The 19,405-nt window shown below is 71.7% G+C and carries 22 protein-coding genes; 15 read left to right on the top strand and 7 right to left on the bottom strand.

The genetic code is table 11. The annotated features are described in order from the left end of the window. The first annotated feature begins 2 nt into the window (after nt 1–2). Genes KJP73_RS13745 through KJP73_RS13735 form a run of 3 tightly spaced genes read left to right on the top strand, consistent with a single transcriptional unit; the run spans nt 3 to nt 3,246 of the window. Nucleotides 3–701 carry an AAA family ATPase gene (locus KJP73_RS13745; RefSeq protein ID WP_213283425.1) on the top strand — a complete coding sequence of 233 codons (699 nt, stop codon included), beginning with the start codon at nt 3–5 and terminating at the stop codon, nt 699–701. Next, complete coding sequence (locus KJP73_RS13740; protein WP_213283424.1) at nt 698–2,122, top strand: DHA2 family efflux MFS transporter permease subunit; 1,425 nt, start codon at nt 698–700, stop codon at nt 2,120–2,122. Before KJP73_RS13745 ends, KJP73_RS13740 begins: the two co-directional genes overlap by 4 nt. Further along, the gene (locus KJP73_RS13735) at nt 2,119–3,246 is read left to right on the top strand and encodes a 12-oxophytodienoate reductase (protein WP_213283423.1); all 1,128 of its coding nucleotides are present in this window, start codon (nt 2,119–2,121) and stop codon (nt 3,244–3,246) included. Before KJP73_RS13740 ends, KJP73_RS13735 begins: the two co-directional genes overlap by 4 nt. A 104-nt stretch (nt 3,247–3,350) precedes the next feature. Here the strand turns inward: KJP73_RS13735 and KJP73_RS13730 are convergent, their stop codons facing one another. Continuing rightward, nucleotides 3,351–4,172, bottom strand: a complete 822-nt coding sequence (locus KJP73_RS13730) for an NAD(P)H-binding protein (RefSeq protein WP_213283422.1) — start codon at nt 4,170–4,172, stop codon at nt 3,351–3,353. 86 nt (nt 4,173–4,258) lie between these two features. Here KJP73_RS13730 and KJP73_RS13725 point away from each other — a divergent pair, with 86 nt between their 5' ends. After that, on the top strand, nt 4,259–4,681 hold the full coding sequence (locus KJP73_RS13725) for a winged helix-turn-helix transcriptional regulator (RefSeq protein WP_213283421.1): 423 nt from the start codon (nt 4,259–4,261) through the stop codon (nt 4,679–4,681). A 223-nt stretch (nt 4,682–4,904) separates the two neighbouring features. Here KJP73_RS13725 and KJP73_RS13720 read toward each other — a convergent pair whose 3' ends face one another. Both KJP73_RS13720 and KJP73_RS13715 read right to left on the bottom strand, forming a co-directional pair. Further along, a complete protein-coding gene (locus KJP73_RS13720) occupies nt 4,905–5,786 on the bottom strand; it encodes an aminoglycoside phosphotransferase family protein (protein WP_213283420.1) in 882 nt (293 codons plus the stop codon). A gap of 225 nt (nt 5,787–6,011) precedes the next feature. Next, a complete protein-coding gene (locus KJP73_RS13715; RefSeq protein WP_213283419.1) occupies nt 6,012–6,416 on the bottom strand; it encodes a DUF952 domain-containing protein in 405 nt (134 codons plus the stop codon). Between the two features lie 45 nt (nt 6,417–6,461). Here KJP73_RS13715 and KJP73_RS13710 point away from each other — a divergent pair, with 45 nt between their 5' ends. The 7 genes from KJP73_RS13710 to KJP73_RS13680 all read left to right on the top strand — a co-directional run bounded on the left by KJP73_RS13710 (nt 6,462) and on the right by KJP73_RS13680 (nt 12,334). Beyond that, entirely contained in the window at nt 6,462–7,082 is a 621-nt protein-coding gene (locus KJP73_RS13710) for a TetR/AcrR family transcriptional regulator (RefSeq protein WP_213283418.1), read from the top strand. 76 nt (nt 7,083–7,158) lie between these two features. After that, on the top strand, nt 7,159–7,950 hold the full coding sequence (locus tag KJP73_RS13705; protein WP_213283417.1) for a phosphatase PAP2 family protein: 792 nt from the start codon (nt 7,159–7,161) through the stop codon (nt 7,948–7,950). A 276-nt stretch (nt 7,951–8,226) separates the two neighbouring features. Then, nucleotides 8,227–8,559 carry a DMT family transporter gene (locus tag KJP73_RS13700; protein ID WP_213283416.1) on the top strand — a complete coding sequence of 111 codons (333 nt, stop codon included), beginning with the start codon at nt 8,227–8,229 and terminating at the stop codon, nt 8,557–8,559. 20 nt (nt 8,560–8,579) lie between these two features. Further along, nucleotides 8,580–9,479, top strand: coding sequence for a class I SAM-dependent methyltransferase (locus KJP73_RS13695; protein ID WP_213283415.1), 900 nt, complete (start codon nt 8,580–8,582; stop codon nt 9,477–9,479). Beyond that, a complete protein-coding gene (locus tag KJP73_RS13690; RefSeq protein WP_213283414.1) occupies nt 9,476–10,702 on the top strand; it encodes an acyltransferase family protein in 1,227 nt (408 codons plus the stop codon). The genes KJP73_RS13695 and KJP73_RS13690 overlap by 4 nt, the downstream gene beginning before the upstream one ends. Next, nucleotides 10,686–11,885, top strand: a complete 1,200-nt coding sequence (locus tag KJP73_RS13685) for an aminotransferase class I/II-fold pyridoxal phosphate-dependent enzyme (protein ID WP_213283413.1) — start codon at nt 10,686–10,688, stop codon at nt 11,883–11,885. The genes KJP73_RS13690 and KJP73_RS13685 overlap by 17 nt, the downstream gene beginning before the upstream one ends. 59 nt (nt 11,886–11,944) lie before the next feature. Next, on the top strand, nt 11,945–12,334 hold the full coding sequence (locus tag KJP73_RS13680; RefSeq protein ID WP_213283412.1) for a DUF5360 family protein: 390 nt from the start codon (nt 11,945–11,947) through the stop codon (nt 12,332–12,334). 139 nt (nt 12,335–12,473) lie between these two features. Here KJP73_RS13680 and KJP73_RS13675 read toward each other — a convergent pair whose 3' ends face one another. Beyond that, nucleotides 12,474–12,983 carry a GNAT family N-acetyltransferase gene (locus KJP73_RS13675; protein ID WP_249669389.1) on the bottom strand — a complete coding sequence of 170 codons (510 nt, stop codon included), beginning with the start codon at nt 12,981–12,983 and terminating at the stop codon, nt 12,474–12,476. Nucleotides 12,984–13,354: 371 nt separating this feature from the next. Between KJP73_RS13675 and KJP73_RS13670 the strand changes: the two genes are divergently transcribed. The 4 genes from KJP73_RS13670 to gdhA all read left to right on the top strand — a co-directional run bounded on the left by KJP73_RS13670 (nt 13,355) and on the right by gdhA (nt 17,176). Next, nucleotides 13,355–14,206, top strand: coding sequence for an amino acid ABC transporter substrate-binding protein (locus KJP73_RS13670; protein WP_213283411.1), 852 nt, complete (start codon nt 13,355–13,357; stop codon nt 14,204–14,206). 61 nt (nt 14,207–14,267) lie between these two features. Next, the gene (locus KJP73_RS13665) at nt 14,268–14,936 is read left to right on the top strand and encodes an amino acid ABC transporter permease (RefSeq protein WP_213283410.1); all 669 of its coding nucleotides are present in this window, start codon (nt 14,268–14,270) and stop codon (nt 14,934–14,936) included. Then, a complete protein-coding gene (locus KJP73_RS13660) occupies nt 14,933–15,727 on the top strand; it encodes an amino acid ABC transporter ATP-binding protein (protein WP_283770238.1) in 795 nt (264 codons plus the stop codon). Before KJP73_RS13665 ends, KJP73_RS13660 begins: the two co-directional genes overlap by 4 nt. Before the next feature lie 108 nt (nt 15,728–15,835). Beyond that, entirely contained in the window at nt 15,836–17,176 is a 1,341-nt protein-coding gene (gene gdhA / locus KJP73_RS13655) for an NADP-specific glutamate dehydrogenase (protein WP_213283409.1), read from the top strand. Here the strand turns inward: gdhA and KJP73_RS13650 are convergent. The 3 genes from KJP73_RS13650 to KJP73_RS13640 form a co-directional block, all read right to left on the bottom strand. Beyond that, nucleotides 17,173–17,421, bottom strand: coding sequence for a helix-turn-helix domain-containing protein (locus KJP73_RS13650; RefSeq protein WP_213283408.1), 249 nt, complete (start codon nt 17,419–17,421; stop codon nt 17,173–17,175). The genes gdhA and KJP73_RS13650 overlap by 4 nt on opposite strands. Then, nucleotides 17,421–18,029 (bottom strand): DUF2975 domain-containing protein, encoded by a 609-nt coding sequence (locus tag KJP73_RS13645; protein WP_213283407.1) that lies wholly within the window; start codon nt 18,027–18,029, stop codon nt 17,421–17,423. The genes KJP73_RS13650 and KJP73_RS13645 overlap by 1 nt, the downstream gene beginning before the upstream one ends. 110 nt (nt 18,030–18,139) lie before the next feature. Next, nucleotides 18,140–19,129 (bottom strand): SDR family oxidoreductase, encoded by a 990-nt coding sequence (locus KJP73_RS13640; RefSeq protein ID WP_213283406.1) that lies wholly within the window; start codon nt 19,127–19,129, stop codon nt 18,140–18,142. Nucleotides 19,130–19,405 lie beyond the last annotated feature (276 nt).

Here is a 19,405-nt window from a genome sequence, read left to right as displayed (position 1 = left end):
CCATGCGCATCGCCATCTCCGGCACCTACTCCTCCGGCAAGACCACCACCTCCCTGGCCCTGGCGCACCTCACCGGCATCCCGCAGACCCGCGCGAAGACGATGCGCGAGATCCTGCCCGACGCTCTGCCAGGCAAGCGGCTCGAGGAGGCCACCGCCGCCGACCTCGTACAGCTGGGCATGATCCGCTACGCGGAGCGCGCCGTTCACGAGAGCCACCTGCCGGACGGCTACGTCTCCGACGGCTCCTCGCTCCACGAGTGGGTCTACGGCAAGATCCGGACTTTCACCGGCATCCACCCCACTGACGACGTCCAGGAGCACCGCGAGCTCACCGAGACCGAGCGCGTCTTCGACGACGTCATGGACGCCGTCGGACAGGTCGCGAAGCGGCACGCCAAGAGCAGCTATGACGTCTTCATCCACCTGCCGATCGAGTTCCCCCTGGCCGCCGACGGACACCGGCCCGTCTCCGAGCGGTTCCGCGGCCTGTGTGACGAGCTGCTGCTGACGACGCTCCGAGAGCTGGACATCCCGCACCACGTCATCGGAGGTTCGCTCGCGGACCGACTGACCCGGATCACTGACGCCCTGGACCTGCGCAAGGTCATCCCCGTTGACATCGCGATCGAAGCCGCGAAGCACGACATGGCATCGATGGACGTCACCGACGAGGTCGACCGGGCAGAGGCCGCTCGATGAGCAACGCGCAGAGCGACGTCGGCACTCGGGACGCGACGACACTGCCCGGCGGCCGCGACGCGCGATTCGTGGTCGTGGCCCTTGGCCTGAGCTTCGTGCTGGCCAACCTCGACGTCACCGTGGTGAACGTCGCCACCGCGACGATCCAGAGCGACCTGTCCAGCACCGTCTCCCAGCTCGGCTGGGTCATCAACGGCTACGTCCTCACCTACGCCGCGCTCCTGCTGCTCGCGGGTGACCTCGCCGCACGGTTCGGCGCACGTCGGGTGTACGTCGCGGGCGTGGCCGTCTTCACGCTCGCCTCAGCCGCCGCCGGGTTCGCCCCGAGCATCGAGGCACTGATCGGCGCGCGTGTCGTCCAGGGGGTCGGCGCCGCACTGTTCCAGCCGGCTTCCCTGATCCTGCTCGCCGCGGCGTTCCCCGACCCCAAGGTCCGCAGCAAGATGATCGGCCTGTGGGCCGCCATGGGCGCGGCTGCGGCAGGCCTGGGTCCGGTCATCGGGGGGCTGCTGGTCGGGGCCGGCGGATGGCGCGTGATCTTCTGGATCAACCTGCCGGTCGGCCTGCTCACCGTCCTCCTCGCGCGTCGGATCCTGCCCGAGGCGGTGACCGACCCCGGCCGCGTGATCCGGGCCGTGGGTCACACGCTCGTCGTCGCGCTCCTCGCCGGCGCGGCGTACGCACTCATGCAGGGACCCGAGCAGGGGTGGAGCTCGGTGGGGGTCATCGCGGGCGCCGCGGTCGCCGTCGTCTCCGCGATCGGGTTCGCGGCGTGGCAGTCCCGAGGAGGCCACGCGATCTACCCGGCGCGGTTGTTCACCAACCGCACCTTCAGCATCGCGAACACGGTCGGCACGATGCTCAACCTGGGGCTGTTCGGGATCGCGTTCATCCTCGCCCTGCTGCTGCAGGTGCAACGAGGAGCCACCGCCGCCCAGGCCGGCCTCCAGATGCTCCCGATGATGCTGATGTTCGTGATCGGGAACGTCGCGTTCTCCCGGCTCGCGGGCCGAACCGGGAACAAGGCGCTGATGGTCGCGGGCATGGCGGCCGCAGCCCTGGCCACCATCGGGCTCGCGGTCGTGCTCGACGCCAGCACCCCGTACTGGGTTCTCGCCGTGCTCATGTCCGTCGCGAACCTGGGCCTGGGGCTCGCCTCGCCCGCCATGACCGACACGATGATGAGCTCGGTCGGCCCCGCCGACACCGGCACCGCCGGCGCGATGCTCAACGTCAACCGTCAAGTCGGATCCCTCATCGGCGTTGCGATCTTCTCCGGTCTGCTGGCCAACACCACGAACTGGTACGCCAGCGCCACGCTGGCGCTCATCATCGCCGCGCTCGCCTATCTGGTCGCCGGCATGGCCGCGGCCGTCATCCGCATCGCACCGACACACACACCGCAGGGAGCAGGACGATGACGGGCACCGGACTTGCCAAGGAGGCGCCCGCGGTCACCGCCGATCCTCTGTTCCAGCCCATCACGATCGGCGATGTACGTCTGCCGAACCGCATCGTCATGGCACCCATGGGCGTCGGCCGCTCACGCGGTGGCGTCCCGACCCCCGCCAAACGGGACTACCTGCGCCGTCGAGCAGCCGGCGGTGTCGGGCTGATCATCACGGGAGGCACCTTCGTCGACGACCCGGCAGCCAGCAACCACCCTCTCCTGCCGAACATGTACGGCGAAGACGCCATCGCTGCCTGGGGAGAGGTCGTCGACGCAGTTCACGACGCCGGCGGCCGGATCATGGTCCAGCTGATGCACGCCGGCGCCGAGCGAGTGCCCGTCGAGTCGCCAGACCCACACATCGGGGCCCTCTCGCCATCGGGGACGGACGGGCTCGGCGATCACAGCAGCGTCGCGATGACGCGCGCAGAAGTGCACGCGGCGATCGATGCGTTCGCCCGCTCCGCCGCTACCGCCGCGCACCTCGGATTCGACGGAGTCGAGATCCACGGCGCGCACGGGTTCCTGATCGACCAGTTCCTCTGGGACCGCAGCAACACGCGCACCGACGAGTACGGGGTCGATCGAACACGCTTCGCGACCGACGTCATCCAGGCGGTGCGCCAGGAAGTCGGCCGTGCCATGCCGATCAGCTTCCGCCTGTCCCAGTGGAAGACCCGTGACTACGGCGCGCGCGTCGCCCACGACCCCGAGCAGCTGCGGTCCGTCGTCGAACCGATCGCCGCCGGCGTAGACATCATGCACGTCTCGACGCGTCGCTACTGGCAGCCGGCGTTCAACGGCAGTCCCGCGACGCTCGCCGAGCTCGTCAAGCTCTACAGCGGGTTGCCGACCATCACCGTCGGGTCCGTGGGGCTCAGCGGCCAGGACTTCGAGTCGGTCTTCGCCGGCGTCGGCGCCAAGAGCGCACCGCTCGACGACATCCGCGCACGGCTGCGAGCGAACCAGTTCGATCTCGTCGCGGTCGGGCGAGCGCTGCTCGGCGATGCGGACTGGGTGTCCAAGGTCCGCGACGGCGACACCGACTCGATCACGGAGTTCCGCGCCAACAGCCTGTTCGACGGCTTCCGGTGATCGCTCGACCGGGCCAGTGCAAGGGCGTGCCCGGGCAACTCCGTGCGGGGGGCGAACATCGCCCGGTTCCTCAGGGCCGACGCGTTGCAGGCGCTCAGGGTGATCTAGGCCGCGGCCGCCGGCGGGCGCAGGGCCGCCGCGGTGCCGGCGGCGACCGCCAGCGGGTCGGCGGTCGGCCGCTGGAGCAGGTCCCGCAGGTCCGGGCCGGTGCCGTCCAGGAAGCCGTGCCGCACGCTGGTCGCGATCGAGGCGAGCATGGCGGGCTGGAACGGCAGCAGCTCCGGGGCGGCGTGCAGCCGGGCACGGAACTCGCCGAGCCCGATGCTGCGGTGGGGGACGTCCAGCCGCGCCGCCACGTCGTCGGCCGTGATCGGGTCACCCACGAGGTCGTACGTCCGGCCCTGGTGGGCGGTGGGGTCCGAGGCGACGACCGCGGCCGCCTCCGCGAGGTCGTCCCGTGCGACCGACGACAGGGCCCCGCCCCCGAACGGCGACACCAGGCCCGCGGGCGTCCAGGTCAGCAGGGCGCCGAACAGCTCCGCGTACAGGCCGTTGCGCAGGACGGTCCACCCGAGGCCGCTCTCCGCCAGGAGCCGCTCGGTGGCGCGGTGGGCGGGGGCGAACGTCAGGTGGTCGCCGGCGCCGGTGACGCTCGTGTAGACGACGTGGGTCACCCCATCGCGGCGCGCCGCGTGGATCACCGCCGCGTGCCGAGCGATCACCGCGTCGTCCTCGGCGTACCCCGCGGAGATCAGCACGAGAGTCGACACCCCCGAGAGGTCGAGCGTCGACGGCACGTCGAAGTCCAGCCGAGGTCCACCGTCGCGGGGGGTGCGGGACGCGCCGACCGCGTCGACCCCGCGGGAGCGGAGCGCGGCGAGCGTGCGGGAACCGAGCTGTCCGCCGGTACCGGTCACCAGGAGCATGAGAGGAACGACCCTTCGTGGTTCTGATCAGTAACTACGCTGGGATCGTGTCCCGGCGCCCGGGACCGCCACAAGGAGGCAGTTCGATGTCACTGACGCACACCGAGGTAACCGTGCCGGTGGCGGAGCTGTACCCGTGCGGGCTCCCGCACCACGCGGACTGCGGCATCCGCGACGTCCTCGACCGGGTGGGCGACAAGTGGTCCGTGCTCGTCGTCGTCGAGCTCGCGAGCGGGCCCCGGCGGTTCCGGGAGCTCCAGCGCGCGGTCGACGGCATCTCGCAGCGGATGCTGACCCTCACGGTCCGGCGGCTCGAGCGGGACGGTCTCGTCCTGCGGACCGTCTACCCGACGGTCCCCGCGCAGGTCGACTACCGGCTCACGGACGTCGGCGCCTCGCTCACCCACCTCGTCCGGGCGCTCGCCGACTGGTCCCTCGCCCACCGCGACACCATCGCCGAGGCCCGCGACCGCTACGACGCGGAGCACCCCGACCACGACATCCGGTGACCGGTCAGCGCACGCGGCCGGCCGTGTCGATACACCGACCGACGGTGTGGGGTAGGTGAGTCGGGGTCCGGCACCTCGTCGACCAGCTCGGTAACGAGGTCCGGCCGGGCCGTTGACCGCGACGGCGGCGACGATGATGCCGGCCACCGTCGCGGCGATCGAGAGGATGAACGCCAAGAACGACCCCCGTCTGGCCGGCTGCGACTCGGGGACGTCGCGGTGGTCAGACCCCCGCGAACAGCTCGTCCAGCACGTGCCGCGCCAGCTCTGCCTGCCCCGGCGGCTTGTTCGTCAGCATGATCAGCCCCTTCCAGAGCGCCCAGCCGCGGCCCCGGGCCCAGGTGGCGTCGTCCACGTCCAGGTCGCGGCGGAACACCTCGCGCGCCGGGCCCGACAGCCGCGTCCACACGATGACGGTGTCGCACGCCGGGTCCCCGACGCCCGAGCAGCCGAAGTCGATGACCGCGGCGAGCGCGCCGTCGCGGACCAGCAGGTTGTTCGTGGAGACGTCGCCGTGGAACCACACAGGCGGACCGGTGTGCTCGGCGGCGAGCGCGTCCCGCCAGATGCCCGCCGCAAGGTCCCGCTCCCGCCCGTGCACGCGTGCCAGCAGGTCGTGCACCTCGGCGTCCCAGTGGGCGACCGGGCCGCCGCGGAAGGCGCTGTGCGGTCCCGGCGGGGGAGCGCCCGCCGTCCCGGCCGACCGCAGCGCCACCAGGAACGCCGCGAGGTCGGCGGCGAACCGGACGGGGTCCTGCGGGGGATCGACCGTCGCGGGCACGCCGTCGAGCCACCCGTACACGGACCACGGCGCCGGGAACAGGGCGGACGGCACGCCGACCCCGCGCACCTCCGGGACCGGGAGCGGCACCACGGGGGCCAGCCGGGGCAGCCACTCCTGCTCCTTCCTGACCTGCGGCACGTACCCGGACGCGCTCGGGAGCCGCACGCTCAGGTCGTCGCCGAGGCGGAAGATGCGGTGGTCGTTCCCGCCGTCCAGGACGGGGCGGATCGGCAGGTCCTGCCACTGCGGGTGCTGCTCGTGCAGCAGGGCGCGGACGAGGTCCTCGTCGACCTGCACCGCGTCGACGCCGTCGGAGGTCACCGGACGACGCTAACCCGGCGGACAGCCCGCGGGCCCGGTCGTACGCTCGAGGTGGTGGCCGACCTGACGGGAAGGCCAGACATGGGTCGGGCTCCTCCTTCGGGTCGGGGCCCGAGAAGGTCAGGAAGTAGACCCCGGTCTGGCGCCACCCTCCGCGCGATCCGTCGGATGGTCCGCGGGCGCGAGGCCGACCGTCCAGGCGACGGCCGGCACGACGTCCGGCCGCTATCGCGCGTCCGGTGCGGACCCCCGGACCGCCAGCCCGCTCAGGTCCGGGACGGCCCAGCCCCCGGCGTCCCGCTGGAGCGGCAGCGTCGCCACGACGGTCCGCCGGTCCATCGGCACGGCGCCGCGGGTCCGCGGGACGGCTCCGCCGGGCCGCGGCTCCCAGTCGACGGCGGCACCGGCCTCGGCGAGCGCGTCCTCGTCCAGGACCGCGAGCAGCAGGGGTTCGGAGACGTCGCCGTAGACGTCGCGGAGCACGGCGGCGACCCCGGTCGACGTCGTGGCGTGGATGAAGCCCTCCGTCTCGTACAGGGTGCGGCGCGTCGCGACGTCGTACTCGCCGAACCGCTCGCAGCCCTCCCAGTCGTCGTGGAACGCCACGTGCAGCACCCGCATCCCGCCCATCGGACCCTCCTCGTTGGTAATGAAACGGCAACGTATCATTACGGCATGCGCCCGTCAGACCCGCCGTCCGCACCCGCCGGACCCGCCGCACCCGCGCGCCGGCTCGGACGCCCCACGCGCGGCGAGCGCGAGGCGCGACGGACCGCCGTCCTCGACGCGGCGGTCCGGCTGTTCCGGACGCGCGGGTTCGCCGCCACGACGATCGAGGCGGTGGCCGCCGAGGCGGGGGTCACCAAGCGCACGGTCTACGCCTACTTCACGGACAAGACCGGCCTGTTCGTCGCGGCCGTCGACCGGCTGCACGAGCACGAGCACGCGGACGACGTGCCGGGCGCGGACCTGCTCACGGTGGCGGCGCGGATCGTCCTCACCCTGCACGGCGACGACGCCGTGACGCTGCACCGGCTGGTCATCGCCGAGGCGGCGCGCCTCCCGGAGCTCGCTGCCGCGTTCTACCGCCGTGGTCCGGCCGCCTCGATCCGGGTGCTGGCCGACCGCCTCGCGACACGACCCGGTCACGACGCGGATCACGCGGAGGCGCTGTACACGCTGCTGCTGGGAGAGGCGCACCGGCAGCGCCTGCTCGGCCTGACCCCCGCGCCGACACCGGCCGAGGCGCGCGACCACGCCCGGCGCGCCATCCGCACGGTGCTCGGCGCGGGGTGACGCCCGGGCGGGCTCCGGCACCGCCGGCAGGAGCCTTCACCGGGCGACCGCCCGCCACTCCTGCGAGGATCGCCCGATGCGCCGCGCGCCCTGGTACCGGCAGCCCGTCGACAGCGCCACGCGGACGCTGCAGACGCTCTGGGCCCGACGCGGCGAGCTGCGCGACCCGACGTCGAGGGCCGCGGTCGTCCTCGGGATCCTGCTCGTCGTGCTGGGGACGGTGACCCTGCTCGTCGTGCACGACGCGGTCGACGAGGGGGACGACCTGGCCGAGGCCGACCTCCCCGTGCTGGACTGGCTGGTCGCGGCGCGGGGCCCGGCGCTGACGACGTTCCTCACCGTCGTCTCGGCGGTGACGGGACCGAGCGTCCTGCCCGTGATCGTCGTCGCCGCCTGCGTCCTGTGGGGGCTGAGGACGCACTCCTGGTGGCAGCCCGCGCTGCTGGCCGGTGCGATGGTGCTCTCGACCCTCGTCTCCGTGACGATCAAGTCCGTCGTGGCCCGTCCGCGGCCGCCGCTGTCCACCATGTCGGTCCCCGGCTCCGAGACGACGTACTCGTTCCCGTCGGGGCACACCGTCGGGACAGCGACGTTCCTGCTGACCGTCGGGTACCTGATCTGGATCCGCAACCCGCACGTGCGCTCGCTCGTGCTGTGGGCGCTGGCCACCGGCGCGGGCATCGCGCTGGTCGCCGGCAGCCGCCTGTACCTGGGCTACCACTTCCTCACCGACGTGACGGCGGGGTTCGCGCTCGCCGTGGCGGTGCTGGGAGTGGTGGTCGTCGTGGACCGGCGTCGTGCCGTGCGCGCCGCGCGGATGACGGCGGGTGCCAGAGGCGACGACGCCGGCGCCACGCCCGCCGGCTGACACAGCGCGGCAGGACACGCACCGCTCGCTCGATGCCAGCGTCGGTCGAGTCATCCGTGGCCGCACGTCCGGAACGAGACGCCCGCCGTCGGTGGCCACCATGGTGGTGCGAGAGCCGGACGCGACGGGTCGCACCTACGCACGCGCTCCTGTGAACGCCCGCACTGACCGTTCAGTGCTGCGCGCGTGCAACGGTGAGTCGACGACATCCTCGTGAGGCATTTCCGTGTGGCCTGTGAGGTCCCGAAAGCCCGCCGTCGACGGAAGGTGTGGAGCGTGAGGCCGATCGCATTCCTCGCGGCCGCGATCGTGTTCGAAGTCATCGCGACAGCGTCGCTGAGGGCGTCCAACGGATTCCGAAACGTCCTGCCGTCGGTTGTCGTGGTCATCGGTTATGGCGCCGCGTTCTACTTCCTCAGCCTGTGCCTGCAGCAGATTCCGCTGGGAGTGGCTTACGCCGTGTGGTCGGGGGTCGGCACCGTCCTCATCACGCTCGTCGGTGTGGTCCTGTACCGGCAGGCGCTCTCCCCAGCGGTCATCGCGGGTATGGCACTGGTGGTCCTCGGTGTGGTGCTCATCAACCTGGGCAGTCCCGCGGTCGACGAGTGACGACGAGAACGGACGACAAGATGAGGCTTCCTCCCGCCGTGGCGGTGGCGGTATATGCCGCCAGAGACGTCACGTTCCGCCTCCGAGGGCAGCACGCGGACATCGCAACGGACTACGACGAGGTGTCTGCGGACTACGAGAGCCAGTACTCCCGCAACCTGAGTCGAGCCACAGCGCAGTTCGTCGCCCAGCTCCCTGAAGAGAGAATGCGCCCTAGAATGCGCGTGCTGGAGCTGGCCGCAGGCACCGGTGCTCTCACGCGGGCGCTCGTCACCGGACTGCACACCACGTCGGAGCTCGACGCCGTGGACATCTCGGGGGGCATGCTCGAGCAGAACGCGTTAGGGCTGGCGGACTCGACAGCGGACGTCCGGCTTCACCGGCAGGACGCGGTGACATACCTGAGTGCCCGGCCACGGGACACCGCGGACCTGATCGCGTGTGCGTGGGGCGTCTGCTACATGGATCCACGGCGCCTTCGCCGTGAGATCACACGTGTGCTCGCCCCGGGCGGATGGTTGTGCCTGGTCGAGAATCGTCACGATTCGTTGCGCGAGGTGGAGCGCCTGTTCCGGGACGCGGTTCTGAACGACCCCACCGCACTGGCCTCCGCGGTTCCGATCCGCCTGCCCCGTGACTCCCGCGCGCTGAAGCGGCGCTTCATGCCGCGCTCGGTGGTGCCGGTGCTCACGATGGACGCGGAGAGCGCCACGGTGTTCCCTGACGCCGCCTCCCTGATGGACTACATCTCGAAGTCCGGGATCTCGGCGGGCTACCTCAACGCTCTCAAGCCGACGAGGCGTGCTCCGTTCATGGAGCAGGTGCGCAGGACGGTGGAGCGCCGGGGCGCTGCATCCGTGCCGGTGGTGCACCGCTACTCCGTGGCCATCGGCAGGCGCCCGGATGATGCCCTGCCGTGACGTCGGCGCGAGACACTGGCCACGACGCGCCTCCACAGCCGGAGCTGCGCCTCGACTGGGACGCGTTGACGGCTCTGCGGGGACTGTGCGCGCTCTTCGTCGTCGTGAGCCACGTCTGGTTCCAGATCTGGCCGGCAGCCGTGCCACCGCTCGGATACGGTCGGGCACCTTCGGGAGCTCTGGGTGCTTTCACGGGGTGGCTGTACAACGGGCATCTTGCCGTCGTCGTGTTCATCGTTGTCAGCGGGTTCTCACTCGAGGCAGCGCGTCTTCGACGGGCCGCGCCGCTCAAGATCGCCCCGTTCCTCCGTCGGCGAGCACGAAGGATCCTCCCCGCGTACTACGCGGCCCTCGCCTTGTCGCTGCTCGTCGCCCTCACACTCGGTTCCGCCCGGACGGGCAGTCAGTGGGACATCAGCCTGCCTGTGACCGTGCGCGGAGTCGTCGCTCACGTCCTCCTGCTCCAGGACGTGATCGACTCGACCCAGGTGAACTACGCGCTGTGGTCCATCGCGGCGGAGGTGCACCTCTACCTGATCTTCCCGGTCGTCGCCGCGCTGCTGTCCGGCTGGGGAGTCACGCGGACGGCCGTCTCTGCGGCTGTCCTCGTCGGCGGGCTGATGATCGTGCTCGCCGTCACGACCACCTTTCCCGTCAGCTACCTCGGGCTCGTGCTCCATTTCGTGATCGGGGCCGGCGCGGCCGACGTCATCCTGCGACTCGAGCCGCGTGCCTCTCGCAGCCGGTTCTGGTGGGGAACGGTCGGCATCCTCCTGGTGCTCACCACGTGCGCCCTGATCGGTCCTCGGAACACGGATCGCGTCCAGCCGATCGCCGACGTGCTGGTCGCCGTGGCGACCGTGCTCCTGATCTCCGGTGTCGTGCTCCGGGTGGAGACGCCGCCCCACAGGTACCGGCGTCTCCGCCGGGTTCTCGTCGCGCTCGGCGCCTTCTCCTACAGCACGTACCTGATCCACCCGCCGGTGGTGCATCTGTCCTGGTTGGTGACCAGGGAGCTGTCCGACGCGCCTGGCAACCAGTTCCTCGTGCTGCTCGGCGTCGCGGTGCCGCTGTCGCTGATCGCCGGGCGCCTCCTGTTCATGCTCGTCGAGCGACGAACCCTGACCATCCGCCCGCGTGCTGTGCCGGTCACGTCCGCACCTCGCGCGGAGGTGACCGCACCACATCGAGAAGAGGCGACCCCAGATGGGCTGGAAAGATGAGCGGTACCGCCGCTACCGGGACCTCCGGGACACGATCGAGCAGGACAGCGGGGGATTCCCGTACGGGAAGAGCCGCCCGACCGCCAACACGCACGAGTACACGCTGTCCGGCGACAGGGTGCTCAACTTCTCGAGCTACGACTACCTCGGACTGGGCCAGGACGAGCGTGTTCGTGCGTTCGCCCGGGAGTGCATCACGCGGTACGGCATCTCCACCGGCGCGAGCCGCCTCGTCTCCGGCGAGCTCGACATCCATGGTCAGCTCGAACGCGAGCTTGCTTCCTTCCTCGGGCGTGAGGCGGCGTTGCTGTTCGTGAGCGGCCACGCGACCAACGTGTCCGTCCTGGGCTTCCTGTTCGGACCGGCCGACTACATCGTGCACGACCAGTACATCCACAACAGCGTGCTCGAAGGGATCCGGCTCTCCCGCGCCCAGCGCGCAAGCTTCAAGCACAACTCCGTCAGTGACCTCGAGCGCATCCTGCTCGCCGCCCCGAGCAGCGCTCGACGACTGGTCGTGTGCATCGAAGGTCTCTACAGCATGGATGGCGACCACGCCCCGCTCCAGGAGATCCTCGAGCTGAAGCGGCGCTTCCGGTTCCTGCTGGTCATGGACGAGGCTCACTCGGTCGGCACGACCGGCCGGACAGGACGCGGTCTCACCGAGCTGAGCGAGGCGGCGCCCGGAGAGGTCGACGTCCTCATCGGAACGCTCAGCAAGTCGCTGGGCAGCTGCGGCGGATTCGTCGCAGCGAGTGCGGAGCTCGTCGAGTACCTCCGGAACGGGTGCCCGGGCTTCGTCTTCAGCACCGGCATCCCGGCTCCCGTCACCGGTGCCGCCTACCAAGCCCTGCGTTGCCTGGTGGAACAGCCCGCCCTCGTGGAGGAGCTCGGCGCCAAGGCCGAGCAGTTCCGCGCGTCGCTGCGTGAAGTGGGACTCGACCCGCTCGGCGTCGAGTCCGCGCCGATCGTCCCGGTGAGGGTCCCCGCGCGTGCCGTCTACGGCTGCGCCCAGAACCTCCGTTCCCGGGGGGTCGACGTGTATCCGATCTCCTATCCGGCGGTCTCACCGTCAGCGGCCCGCCTCCGGTTCTTCCTGAGCCGACGGCACCGTGACGAGGATCTGATCACGACGGCCCGCGCAGTGGCCGACGCGGTCGCGGAGAGCGGGCGTGCCTCGTGAGGCGTGACCGCCGGACTCGCCCGTCGGCGATGCCGCGAGGGCTGAAGCCCGCACTCGTCGTGACCGATGTCGGCCTGCTCGTCTACTGGCTCGCCGTCGCACTGGGCCTCATCCCAGCCGAGTACGCCTTCAACGGGTACGAGTCGCCGGTCATGCGCGACTGGAACTGGTCCTTCTTCCCGCTGGACGTGCTCGCCGCCGGTGCGGGCCTCGCCGGCGCGTACCTGCTGGCGCGCGGGCGTCCCGAGGGTCCGGCTGTCACCGTCGTGAGCCTCGCTCTGACGTTCTGCGCCGGCCTCATGGCCATCTCGTTCTGGTGGCTGTCCGGCGACGTCACGCTCTCGTGGTGGCTCCCCAACCTGTACCTGATGGGCATGCCCGTGTACTTCGCGCTGGTGTCGATGGTCGCGCGTCGAGCGGCGGCACGGGGGGCCTCTCCGGTCGAGTGACATCCGCGCGGGGGTCGTGTCTGTCGCAGCGACGCTGCACGCGTCCCCCGCGCCTGAGGCACCCCCGGAGTCGTCGGCCTCGCGCCGAGCCGTGGGTGCCAGGGGCGACGACGCCGGCGCCACGCCCGCCGGCTGACGGTCAGCGCGCCGGTGTCCCCGCCGCGTCGATCAGCGCGTCGCCCGTGAGGCGGTAGCCCGTCCAGTCGTCCATCGCGACCGCACCCAGGGACCGGTAGAAGGCGATCGAGGGGGCGTTCCAGTCCAGCACCGCCCAGTCCACGCGGGCGTAGCCCCTCTCGACGGCGACCGCCGCGAGGGTGCGCAGCAGCGCCCCGCCGTAGCCGTGCCCCCGGTGGTCGGCCCGGACGTACAGGTCCTCGAGGTAGATGCCGTGGCGCCCGGTCCACGTGGAGTAGCTGAGGAACCACACGGCGATGCCGACGACGGCGCCCTCGCGCTCGACCACGTGCGCGAACACGGCCGGCGAGGCGCCGAAGAGCGCCGTCGCAAGGTCCCGCTCCGTCGTCTCGACGGCGTCGGGCTCGCGCTCGTACGCGGCCAGCTCCCGGATGCACGCGAGGATGCCGGGCTCGTCACCGGGCCGGGCCGGACGGAGCACCGCACCGCCGGCGAGGGTCGTGGTCGTCACGGCCAGCGACCCTACCGGGGGCTGCCTCGGAGACCGAGCGATGTCCGCACGCGGTCGGCGACGGCGCGGGAGCGGCTGCGCGGGGGCACGCGATCACGGTGCTGACCCGCGGCGCGTCGCACGACGCGCCCGCTGCTAGCCTGACGCCCGTGACCTCGACGCCCGCCCCTGCCCGACGGAGCCCCGTCGCGCCCGGGTCGTGTTGTTGTCGCCCGCGACGCTGACCGCGTCCCCCCGCGCCTGAGGCGCCCCCGGAGCCGTCGGCCTCGCGCCGACCACCGCTCCCCGCCGCACCACCCGCGGCTCCCGCGTGCCGTCGTGCGCCGCACCGCGCAGACTTTTCCTCACCTCGTCGACCGGAGAACCCACTCATGCCTGCTCGCCTCACCGTCCAGCGCCGCGCCCGTACCGGTGCCCTCGCCGCTGTCGCCGCCGCCGTCACCACGCTCGGCCTCGCCGCGTGCGGCTCGGGCTCCGGGTCGGACGACGGCTCCGGCAGCTCGGCCGCGGCGGGCGACGGGTCCGCGCTCGCGGCGGTCCAGGAGGCCGGCGTGCTGCGGGTCGGCACCGAGGGGACGTACGCGCCGTTCAGCTTCCACGACTCGTCCACGGACGAGCTGACGGGTTACGACGTCGACGTGATCACCGCGGTCGCGGAGCAGCTGGGCGTCGAGCCCGAGTTCTCGGAGACCACGTGGGACTCGATCTTCGCGGGCCTGGAGGCCGGCCGGTACGACGTGATCGCGAATCAGGTGAGCATCACCGACGAGCGCACCGCGAAGTACGACTTCAGCGAGCCGTACACCGTGTCGACCGGGGTGGTCGTGGTCCCGGCGGACGACACGGAGATCACCTCGCTGGACGACGTCGCCGGGAAGACGACCGCCCAGTCCGCGACGTCGAACTGGTCGAAGGTCGCGACGGACGCCGGCGCGACGGTCGAGTCGGTCGAGGGCTTCACGCAGGCCATCGCGCTGCTGAAGCAGGGCCGGATCGACCTGACGTTCAACGACAACCTGGCGGTCCTGGACTACCTGAAGTCGACGGGCGACGAGGACGTGAAGATCGCGTTCGAGACGGACGACGTCGTCGAGCAGGGCTTCCCCGTGCTGAAGGGCTCGGACCTGGCGCCGGCCATCGACGACGCCCTGGAGGCGCTGCGGGCCGACGGCACGCTCGCGGAGATCTCGACGAAGTGGTTCGGGCAGGACGTCTCCCAGTGACGTCGGCGTCGGTGCGCGGCGGCTCGGTGCCCGGCGGGCCCGGGCGCGGTGAGGGGGGCCGGTGAACGACACGACGTGGGAGCTGGTGCGCACGTCGATCGGCCCGCTGCTCGAGGGCGCGATCCGCGGCACCATCCCGCTGACGATCATCTCGTTCGCCATCGGGCTGGTCATCGCGCTGCTGGTCGCCCTCGCGCGCCTGTCGCGGGTGCCGGTCGTGTCGTGGCTGGCGCGCGCGTACATCTCGGTGATCCGCGGGACGCCGCTGCTGGTGCAGCTGTTCCTGATCTTCTACGCGCTGCCGTCGATGGGCGTCGTCATCGACCCGTTCCCGTCGGCGATCATCGCGTTCTCGCTGAACGTCGGCGGGTACGCGGCCGAGACGATCCGGGCGGCGATCCTGTCCGTGCCGCGGGCGCAGTGGGAGGCGGCGTCGACGATCGGCCTCGGCCCGACGCTCACGCTGCGCCGCGTGGTGCTGCCGCAGGCGCTGCGGGTGTCGGTGCCGCCCCTGTCGAACACGTTCATCTCGCTCGTGAAGGACACGTCGCTGGCCTCGACGATCATGGTCACCGAGCTGCTCCGCAAGGCGCAGGAGATCGCGGCGCCGACGTACGAGTTCATGACCCTGTACTCGCTCGCCGCGGTGATCTACTGGCTGATCTGCCTGGTGCTGTCCGCCCTGCAGAGCCGCGTCGAACGGCGCCTCGACCGGTACGTGGCGACATGACGGAGGACGACGTGACCGACACCCACCCCCGCGGCCAGGCCCCGGCGCTGGTGCGGGTGCACGCGCTGGCGAAGTCCTTCGGGGACAACCACGTGCTGCGCGACATCGACCTCGAGGTCGCGCAGGGCAGCGTCACCGTGATCATCGGCCCGTCCGGGTCGGGCAAGACGACCCTGCTGCGCTGCCTCAACGCCCTGGAGATCCCCGACGCGGGCACCGTGGAGGTCGCCGGCGTCACCCTGGACTTCGCGGCGCGGCACTCGCAGGCCGAGCTCCGCCGGCTGCGGGCGCAGTCGGGCATGGTGTTCCAGTCGCACGCGCTGTTCCCGCACCGCACGGCGCTGGAGAACCTCGTCGAGGGCCCGGTGCACGCCCAGCGCCGACCCGTCGCCGAGGCCACGGCGGAGGCGAACGCCCTCCTGGAGAAGGTCGGGTTGGCGTCCAAGGCCGACGCGTACCCGCACGAGCTGTCCGGCGGCCAGCAGCAGCGCGTCGGCATCGCCCGGGCGCTCGCGCTGCGGCCGAAGCTGATCCTGTTCGACGAGCCGACCTCCGCGCTGGACCCGGAGACCGTCGGCGAGGTGCTGACGGTCATGCGGGACCTGGCCGCCGAGGGCTGGACGATGATCGTCGTCACCCACGAGATCCGGTTCGCGCAGCAGGTGGCCGACCACGTCGTGTTCATCGACAACGGCGTGGTCGTCGAGGAGGGCCCGCCGGCGGACGTGCTCGGCAGGCCGTCGCATGAGCGCACGCAGCAGTTCCTCCGCCGGATCCTGGACCCGATCTAGGCCCACCACTCAGCCCGCACCCACGCCCTGGACACCGCCGACCAGGCCCCGCACGACCCTCTAGGTTGGCGGGGGTCCGACGACGCGAGACGAAGTGGCGGTGCAAGGGTGCAGGGACAGCTCGACGCGGTGCTCGACCAGGTGCTGGCGCGCAACCCCGGGGAGCCGGAGTTCCACCAGGCGGTGCGCGAGGTGTTCGGCAGCCTCGGGCCGGTGCTGCGCCGGCACCCGCAGTACGTGGACGCCGCCGTGCTGGAGCGGCTGTGCGAGCCCGAGCGGCAGATCGTGTTCCGGGTCCCGTGGGTCGACGACGCCGGCCGGGTCCGGATCAACCGCGGGTTCCGGGTGCAGTTCAGCACCACGCTCGGGCCGTCGAAGGGCGGGCTGCGGTTCCACCCGTCGGTGAACCTCGGCATCGTGAAGTTCCTCGGCTTCGAGCAGATCTTCAAGAACTCGCTGACCGGCATGCCGATCGGCGGCGGCAAGGGCGGCTCGGACTTCGACCCGCGGGGCCGGTCCGACGCCGAGGTGATGCGGTTCTGCCAGTCGTTCATGACCGAGCTCGCCCGGCACATCGGTGAGTACGTGGACGTGCCCGCCGGTGACATCGGCGTCGGCGGCCGGGAGATCGGCTACCTGTTCGGGCAGTACAAGCGCATGACGGGCCGGTACGAGTCGGGCGTGCTCACCGGCAAGGGCGTCACCTGGGGCGGGTCCCTGGTCCGCACGGAGGCGACCGGGTACGGCGCGGTGCTGTTCGCGCAGGAGATGCTGCGCACCGCCGGGCGGTCGTTCGACGGGCAGCGCGTCGTCGTCTCCGGGTCGGGCAACGTCGCGCTCTACGCGATCGAGAAGGCGCAGCAGCTCGGCGCGCACGTCGTGGCGTGCTCGGACTCGCGGGGCTACGTGGTCGACGAGCAGGGCCTCGACCTCGCGCTGGTGCAGCAGGTGAAGACGGTGGAGCGCGGCTCGCTCGCCGCCTACGCGGAGCGGCGCGGGGGCAGCGCGCGCTACGTCGCCGGCCGGCGGGTGTGGGAGGTCGGCGGCACCGTCGCGCTGCCCTGCGCGACGCAGAACGAGCTCGACGCCGACGACGCCCGCTCCCTGATCGCCTCCGGCCTGGTCGCGGTGGCCGAGGGCGCGAACATGCCGACGACCCCCGGGGCCGTGACCCTGCTGCAGGAGGCCGGCGTGCTGTTCGGCCCCGGCAAGGCCGCGAACGCCGGCGGGGTCGCGACGTCCGCGCTGGAGATGCAGCAGAACGCGAGCCGCGACTCCTGGTCGTTCGACTACACCGAGGACCGGCTCGCCACGATCATGCGGGACATCCACGACCGGTGCGCCGCCACCGCGGACGAGTACGGGTCGCCGGGCGACTACGTGGTGGGCGCGAACATCGCTGGGTTCCTCAAGGTCGCCGACGCGATGCTGGCCCTGGGCGTCATCTAGCGGGCGCGCGGTCCGCCCGCGCGCGGCGCCACGACGAGCAGGTCGCCGACCTCGCAGCCGAGCACGTCGCACACGGCGGTCAGGGTGGAGAACCGGATGGCCCGCGCCCGGTCGTTCTTCAGCACGGACAGGTTCACCACGGTCACGCCGACGAGCTCGGCCAGCCGAGTGAGCGTCATCCCGCGCTCCGCCAGCAGCTCGTCCAGCCGGCAGTGGATCCGTCCCGCGTCCTCCTCGGGCGGCACTAGACGAGGCCCTCGGTGTCGCGCTGCATCCGCTCGCCCGCCCGGAACACCGCGGCGAGCGCGCCGACCGCCATGGACGCCAGGATCGGGGTCCACGAGAACGTGATGCGGGTGGCGTCGAGCACGTCCGGGTCCGCGACCAGCGCGAGCGCCCCGTTCGACGCCATCACCGAGAAGCCGAACCACGCGAGCCAGCCGACCGCGATCAGCAGCGAGATCGCCGTGATCAGCCGCGTCGTCGTGGGGGAGAAGAACCGGCCGGCCAGGACGTGGCGGCAGAGCAGCAGCACGCAGGCGGTGACCGCGATCGTGGCCAGCGGCGGGACGACGGCCGCCCCGAGGGCCGAGGCGTACGTCGCCACCGGCATGTCGGACACCGTGACGGACGCGACGTCGACGGTCGCCGGGACGGGGGCGCCGCCCGGTCCGACCGGCAGGGCCAGCGTCGCGCCCGTGAGGCGGACGTCGACGGGCACGTCCCGGTTCGGCAGCAGCCGGACGACGTCCGTCACCAGCGTCACGAGGTTCCACACGATGACGCCGGCGCCGACCAGGAGGACGGACCAGAGGTCCGTGGTGGTCGCGAACCGCGGCGGCGTGGTCTGCATGGTGCTCCGATCATATCGACGGTCGATGGTATCGACTGACGATATGCCCGGCGGACGACGGCTGTCGACCCACGCGGGACGTCGGCCGCGTCAGGACGCCCGGTGACTGGTCAGCGCACGCGGAACCGCTCCACGAGCGCGTCCATCACGCCGTCCAGCCGGGCGTCGACCTGCCGGCGCGCGGGGTCGGCGTCGTGCCACGCGACGATCTCCCGGGCGCCCTGCTCGAACGGGATGGTCGCCTCGAAGCCCGGGACGACGCGGCGCAGCTTCGTGGTGTCGAAGACCATCGAGTGCGCCTTGTCGCCGAGCAGCCCGGCACCCCACTCGGGGTCGGCGGCGGCGATGGCGTCCGACGGGACGTGCACGATGCGGGGCTCGACGCCGGCGGCGGTCGCGAGCGCCCGGACGATCTGGTCCCACGTGAGGACGTCGTCCGAGGTGATGTGGAAAGCCTCGCCGAGCGTGCGCGGGTGGCCGAGCAGCGGCACGAAGCCGCGCGCGAAGTCCTCGTGGTGCGTGAGCGTCCACAGCGAGGTGCCGTCGCCGTGCACGACGACCTCCTTGCCGCGGCGCATCCGCTCGATCGCGGTCCAGCCGCCGTCGAGGGGGATGAGCGTGCGGTCGTAGGTGTGGGACGGGCGCACGACGGTCGCGGGGAACCCGGAGTCGCGGTACGCGCGGACCAGCAGGTCCTCGCACGCGATCTTGTCCCGGGAGTACTGCCAGTGCGGGTTGCGCAGCGGCGTCGACTCGGTGACGGGCAGCCGCTCCGGCGGGGTCTGGTACGCCGACGCCGAGCTGATGAACACGTACTGCCCGGTGCGGCCGGTGAACAGGTCGACGTCGGTCGCGACGTGCTCGGGCGTGAACGCCACCCAGTCCACGACGGCGTCGAACTCCCGGTCGCCGAGCGCCGCGCGGACCGACCCGGGGTCGCGCACGTCGGCCTGCACGAGCTCCGCGCCGTCGGGGAGCGGTCGCGTGCTGCTCGACCCGCGGTTCAGCACGGTGACGTCGAGGCCGCGCTCGACGGCCAGCCGGGTCGAGGCGGAGCTGATGACGCCGGTGCCGCCGATGAACAGGACGCGAAGGCTCATCCCCGCACGCTAGCCGCGGTCGCAGACGCGTGCCCGGTTCGTCGGGCCCCGCGTTGGCGGCCTGGTCGTCAGCCGGGTGACGGCTTGAGGCAACACCTCGGCCATCATCACCGAGGTGAAATGCCGATTCGATACGAGATGCCACATCTACGTCGCATTGTGACCAGAAATCCAGTGACATCAGAACGAAGAAGGGACCTTGGGCCCACACGCCGCCACTCTGTGCTGGCCAGGGTAGAACAGAAGAGCGCGTTCGTCGGTCCCAGCAGGGGGTTG

It is taken from the genome of Cellulomonas hominis (assembly GCF_901521055.1).
Taxonomy (GTDB): domain Bacteria; phylum Actinomycetota; class Actinomycetes; order Actinomycetales; family Cellulomonadaceae; genus Cellulomonas; species Cellulomonas endometrii.
Note: the sequence above shows the minus strand (reverse complement) of the source record. Positions and strands in the feature narration are given on the sequence as shown.

Coding starts and splice junctions, on each gene's coding strand:
- KJP73_RS13745 (WP_213283425.1), top strand. CDS start 3: ATGCGCATCGCCATCTCCGGCACCTACTCCTCCGGCAAGACCACCACC.
- KJP73_RS13740 (WP_213283424.1), top strand. CDS start 698: ATGAGCAACGCGCAGAGCGACGTCGGCACTCGGGACGCGACGACACTG.
- KJP73_RS13735 (WP_213283423.1), top strand. CDS start 2,119: ATGACGGGCACCGGACTTGCCAAGGAGGCGCCCGCGGTCACCGCCGAT.
- KJP73_RS13730 (WP_213283422.1), bottom strand. CDS start 4,172: ATGCTCCTGGTGACCGGTACCGGCGGACAGCTCGGTTCCCGCACGCTC.
- KJP73_RS13725 (WP_213283421.1), top strand. CDS start 4,259: ATGTCACTGACGCACACCGAGGTAACCGTGCCGGTGGCGGAGCTGTAC.
- KJP73_RS13715 (WP_213283419.1), bottom strand. CDS start 6,416: ATGGGCGGGATGCGGGTGCTGCACGTGGCGTTCCACGACGACTGGGAG.
- KJP73_RS13710 (WP_213283418.1), top strand. CDS start 6,462: ATGCGCCCGTCAGACCCGCCGTCCGCACCCGCCGGACCCGCCGCACCC.
- KJP73_RS13705 (WP_213283417.1), top strand. CDS start 7,159: ATGCGCCGCGCGCCCTGGTACCGGCAGCCCGTCGACAGCGCCACGCGG.
- KJP73_RS13695 (WP_213283415.1), top strand. CDS start 8,580: ATGAGGCTTCCTCCCGCCGTGGCGGTGGCGGTATATGCCGCCAGAGAC.
- KJP73_RS13685 (WP_213283413.1), top strand. CDS start 10,686: ATGGGCTGGAAAGATGAGCGGTACCGCCGCTACCGGGACCTCCGGGAC.
- KJP73_RS13670 (WP_213283411.1), top strand. CDS start 13,355: ATGCCTGCTCGCCTCACCGTCCAGCGCCGCGCCCGTACCGGTGCCCTC.
- KJP73_RS13660 (WP_283770238.1), top strand. CDS start 14,933: ATGACGGAGGACGACGTGACCGACACCCACCCCCGCGGCCAGGCCCCG.
- KJP73_RS13645 (WP_213283407.1), bottom strand. CDS start 18,029: ATGCAGACCACGCCGCCGCGGTTCGCGACCACCACGGACCTCTGGTCC.
- KJP73_RS13640 (WP_213283406.1), bottom strand. CDS start 19,129: ATGAGCCTTCGCGTCCTGTTCATCGGCGGCACCGGCGTCATCAGCTCC.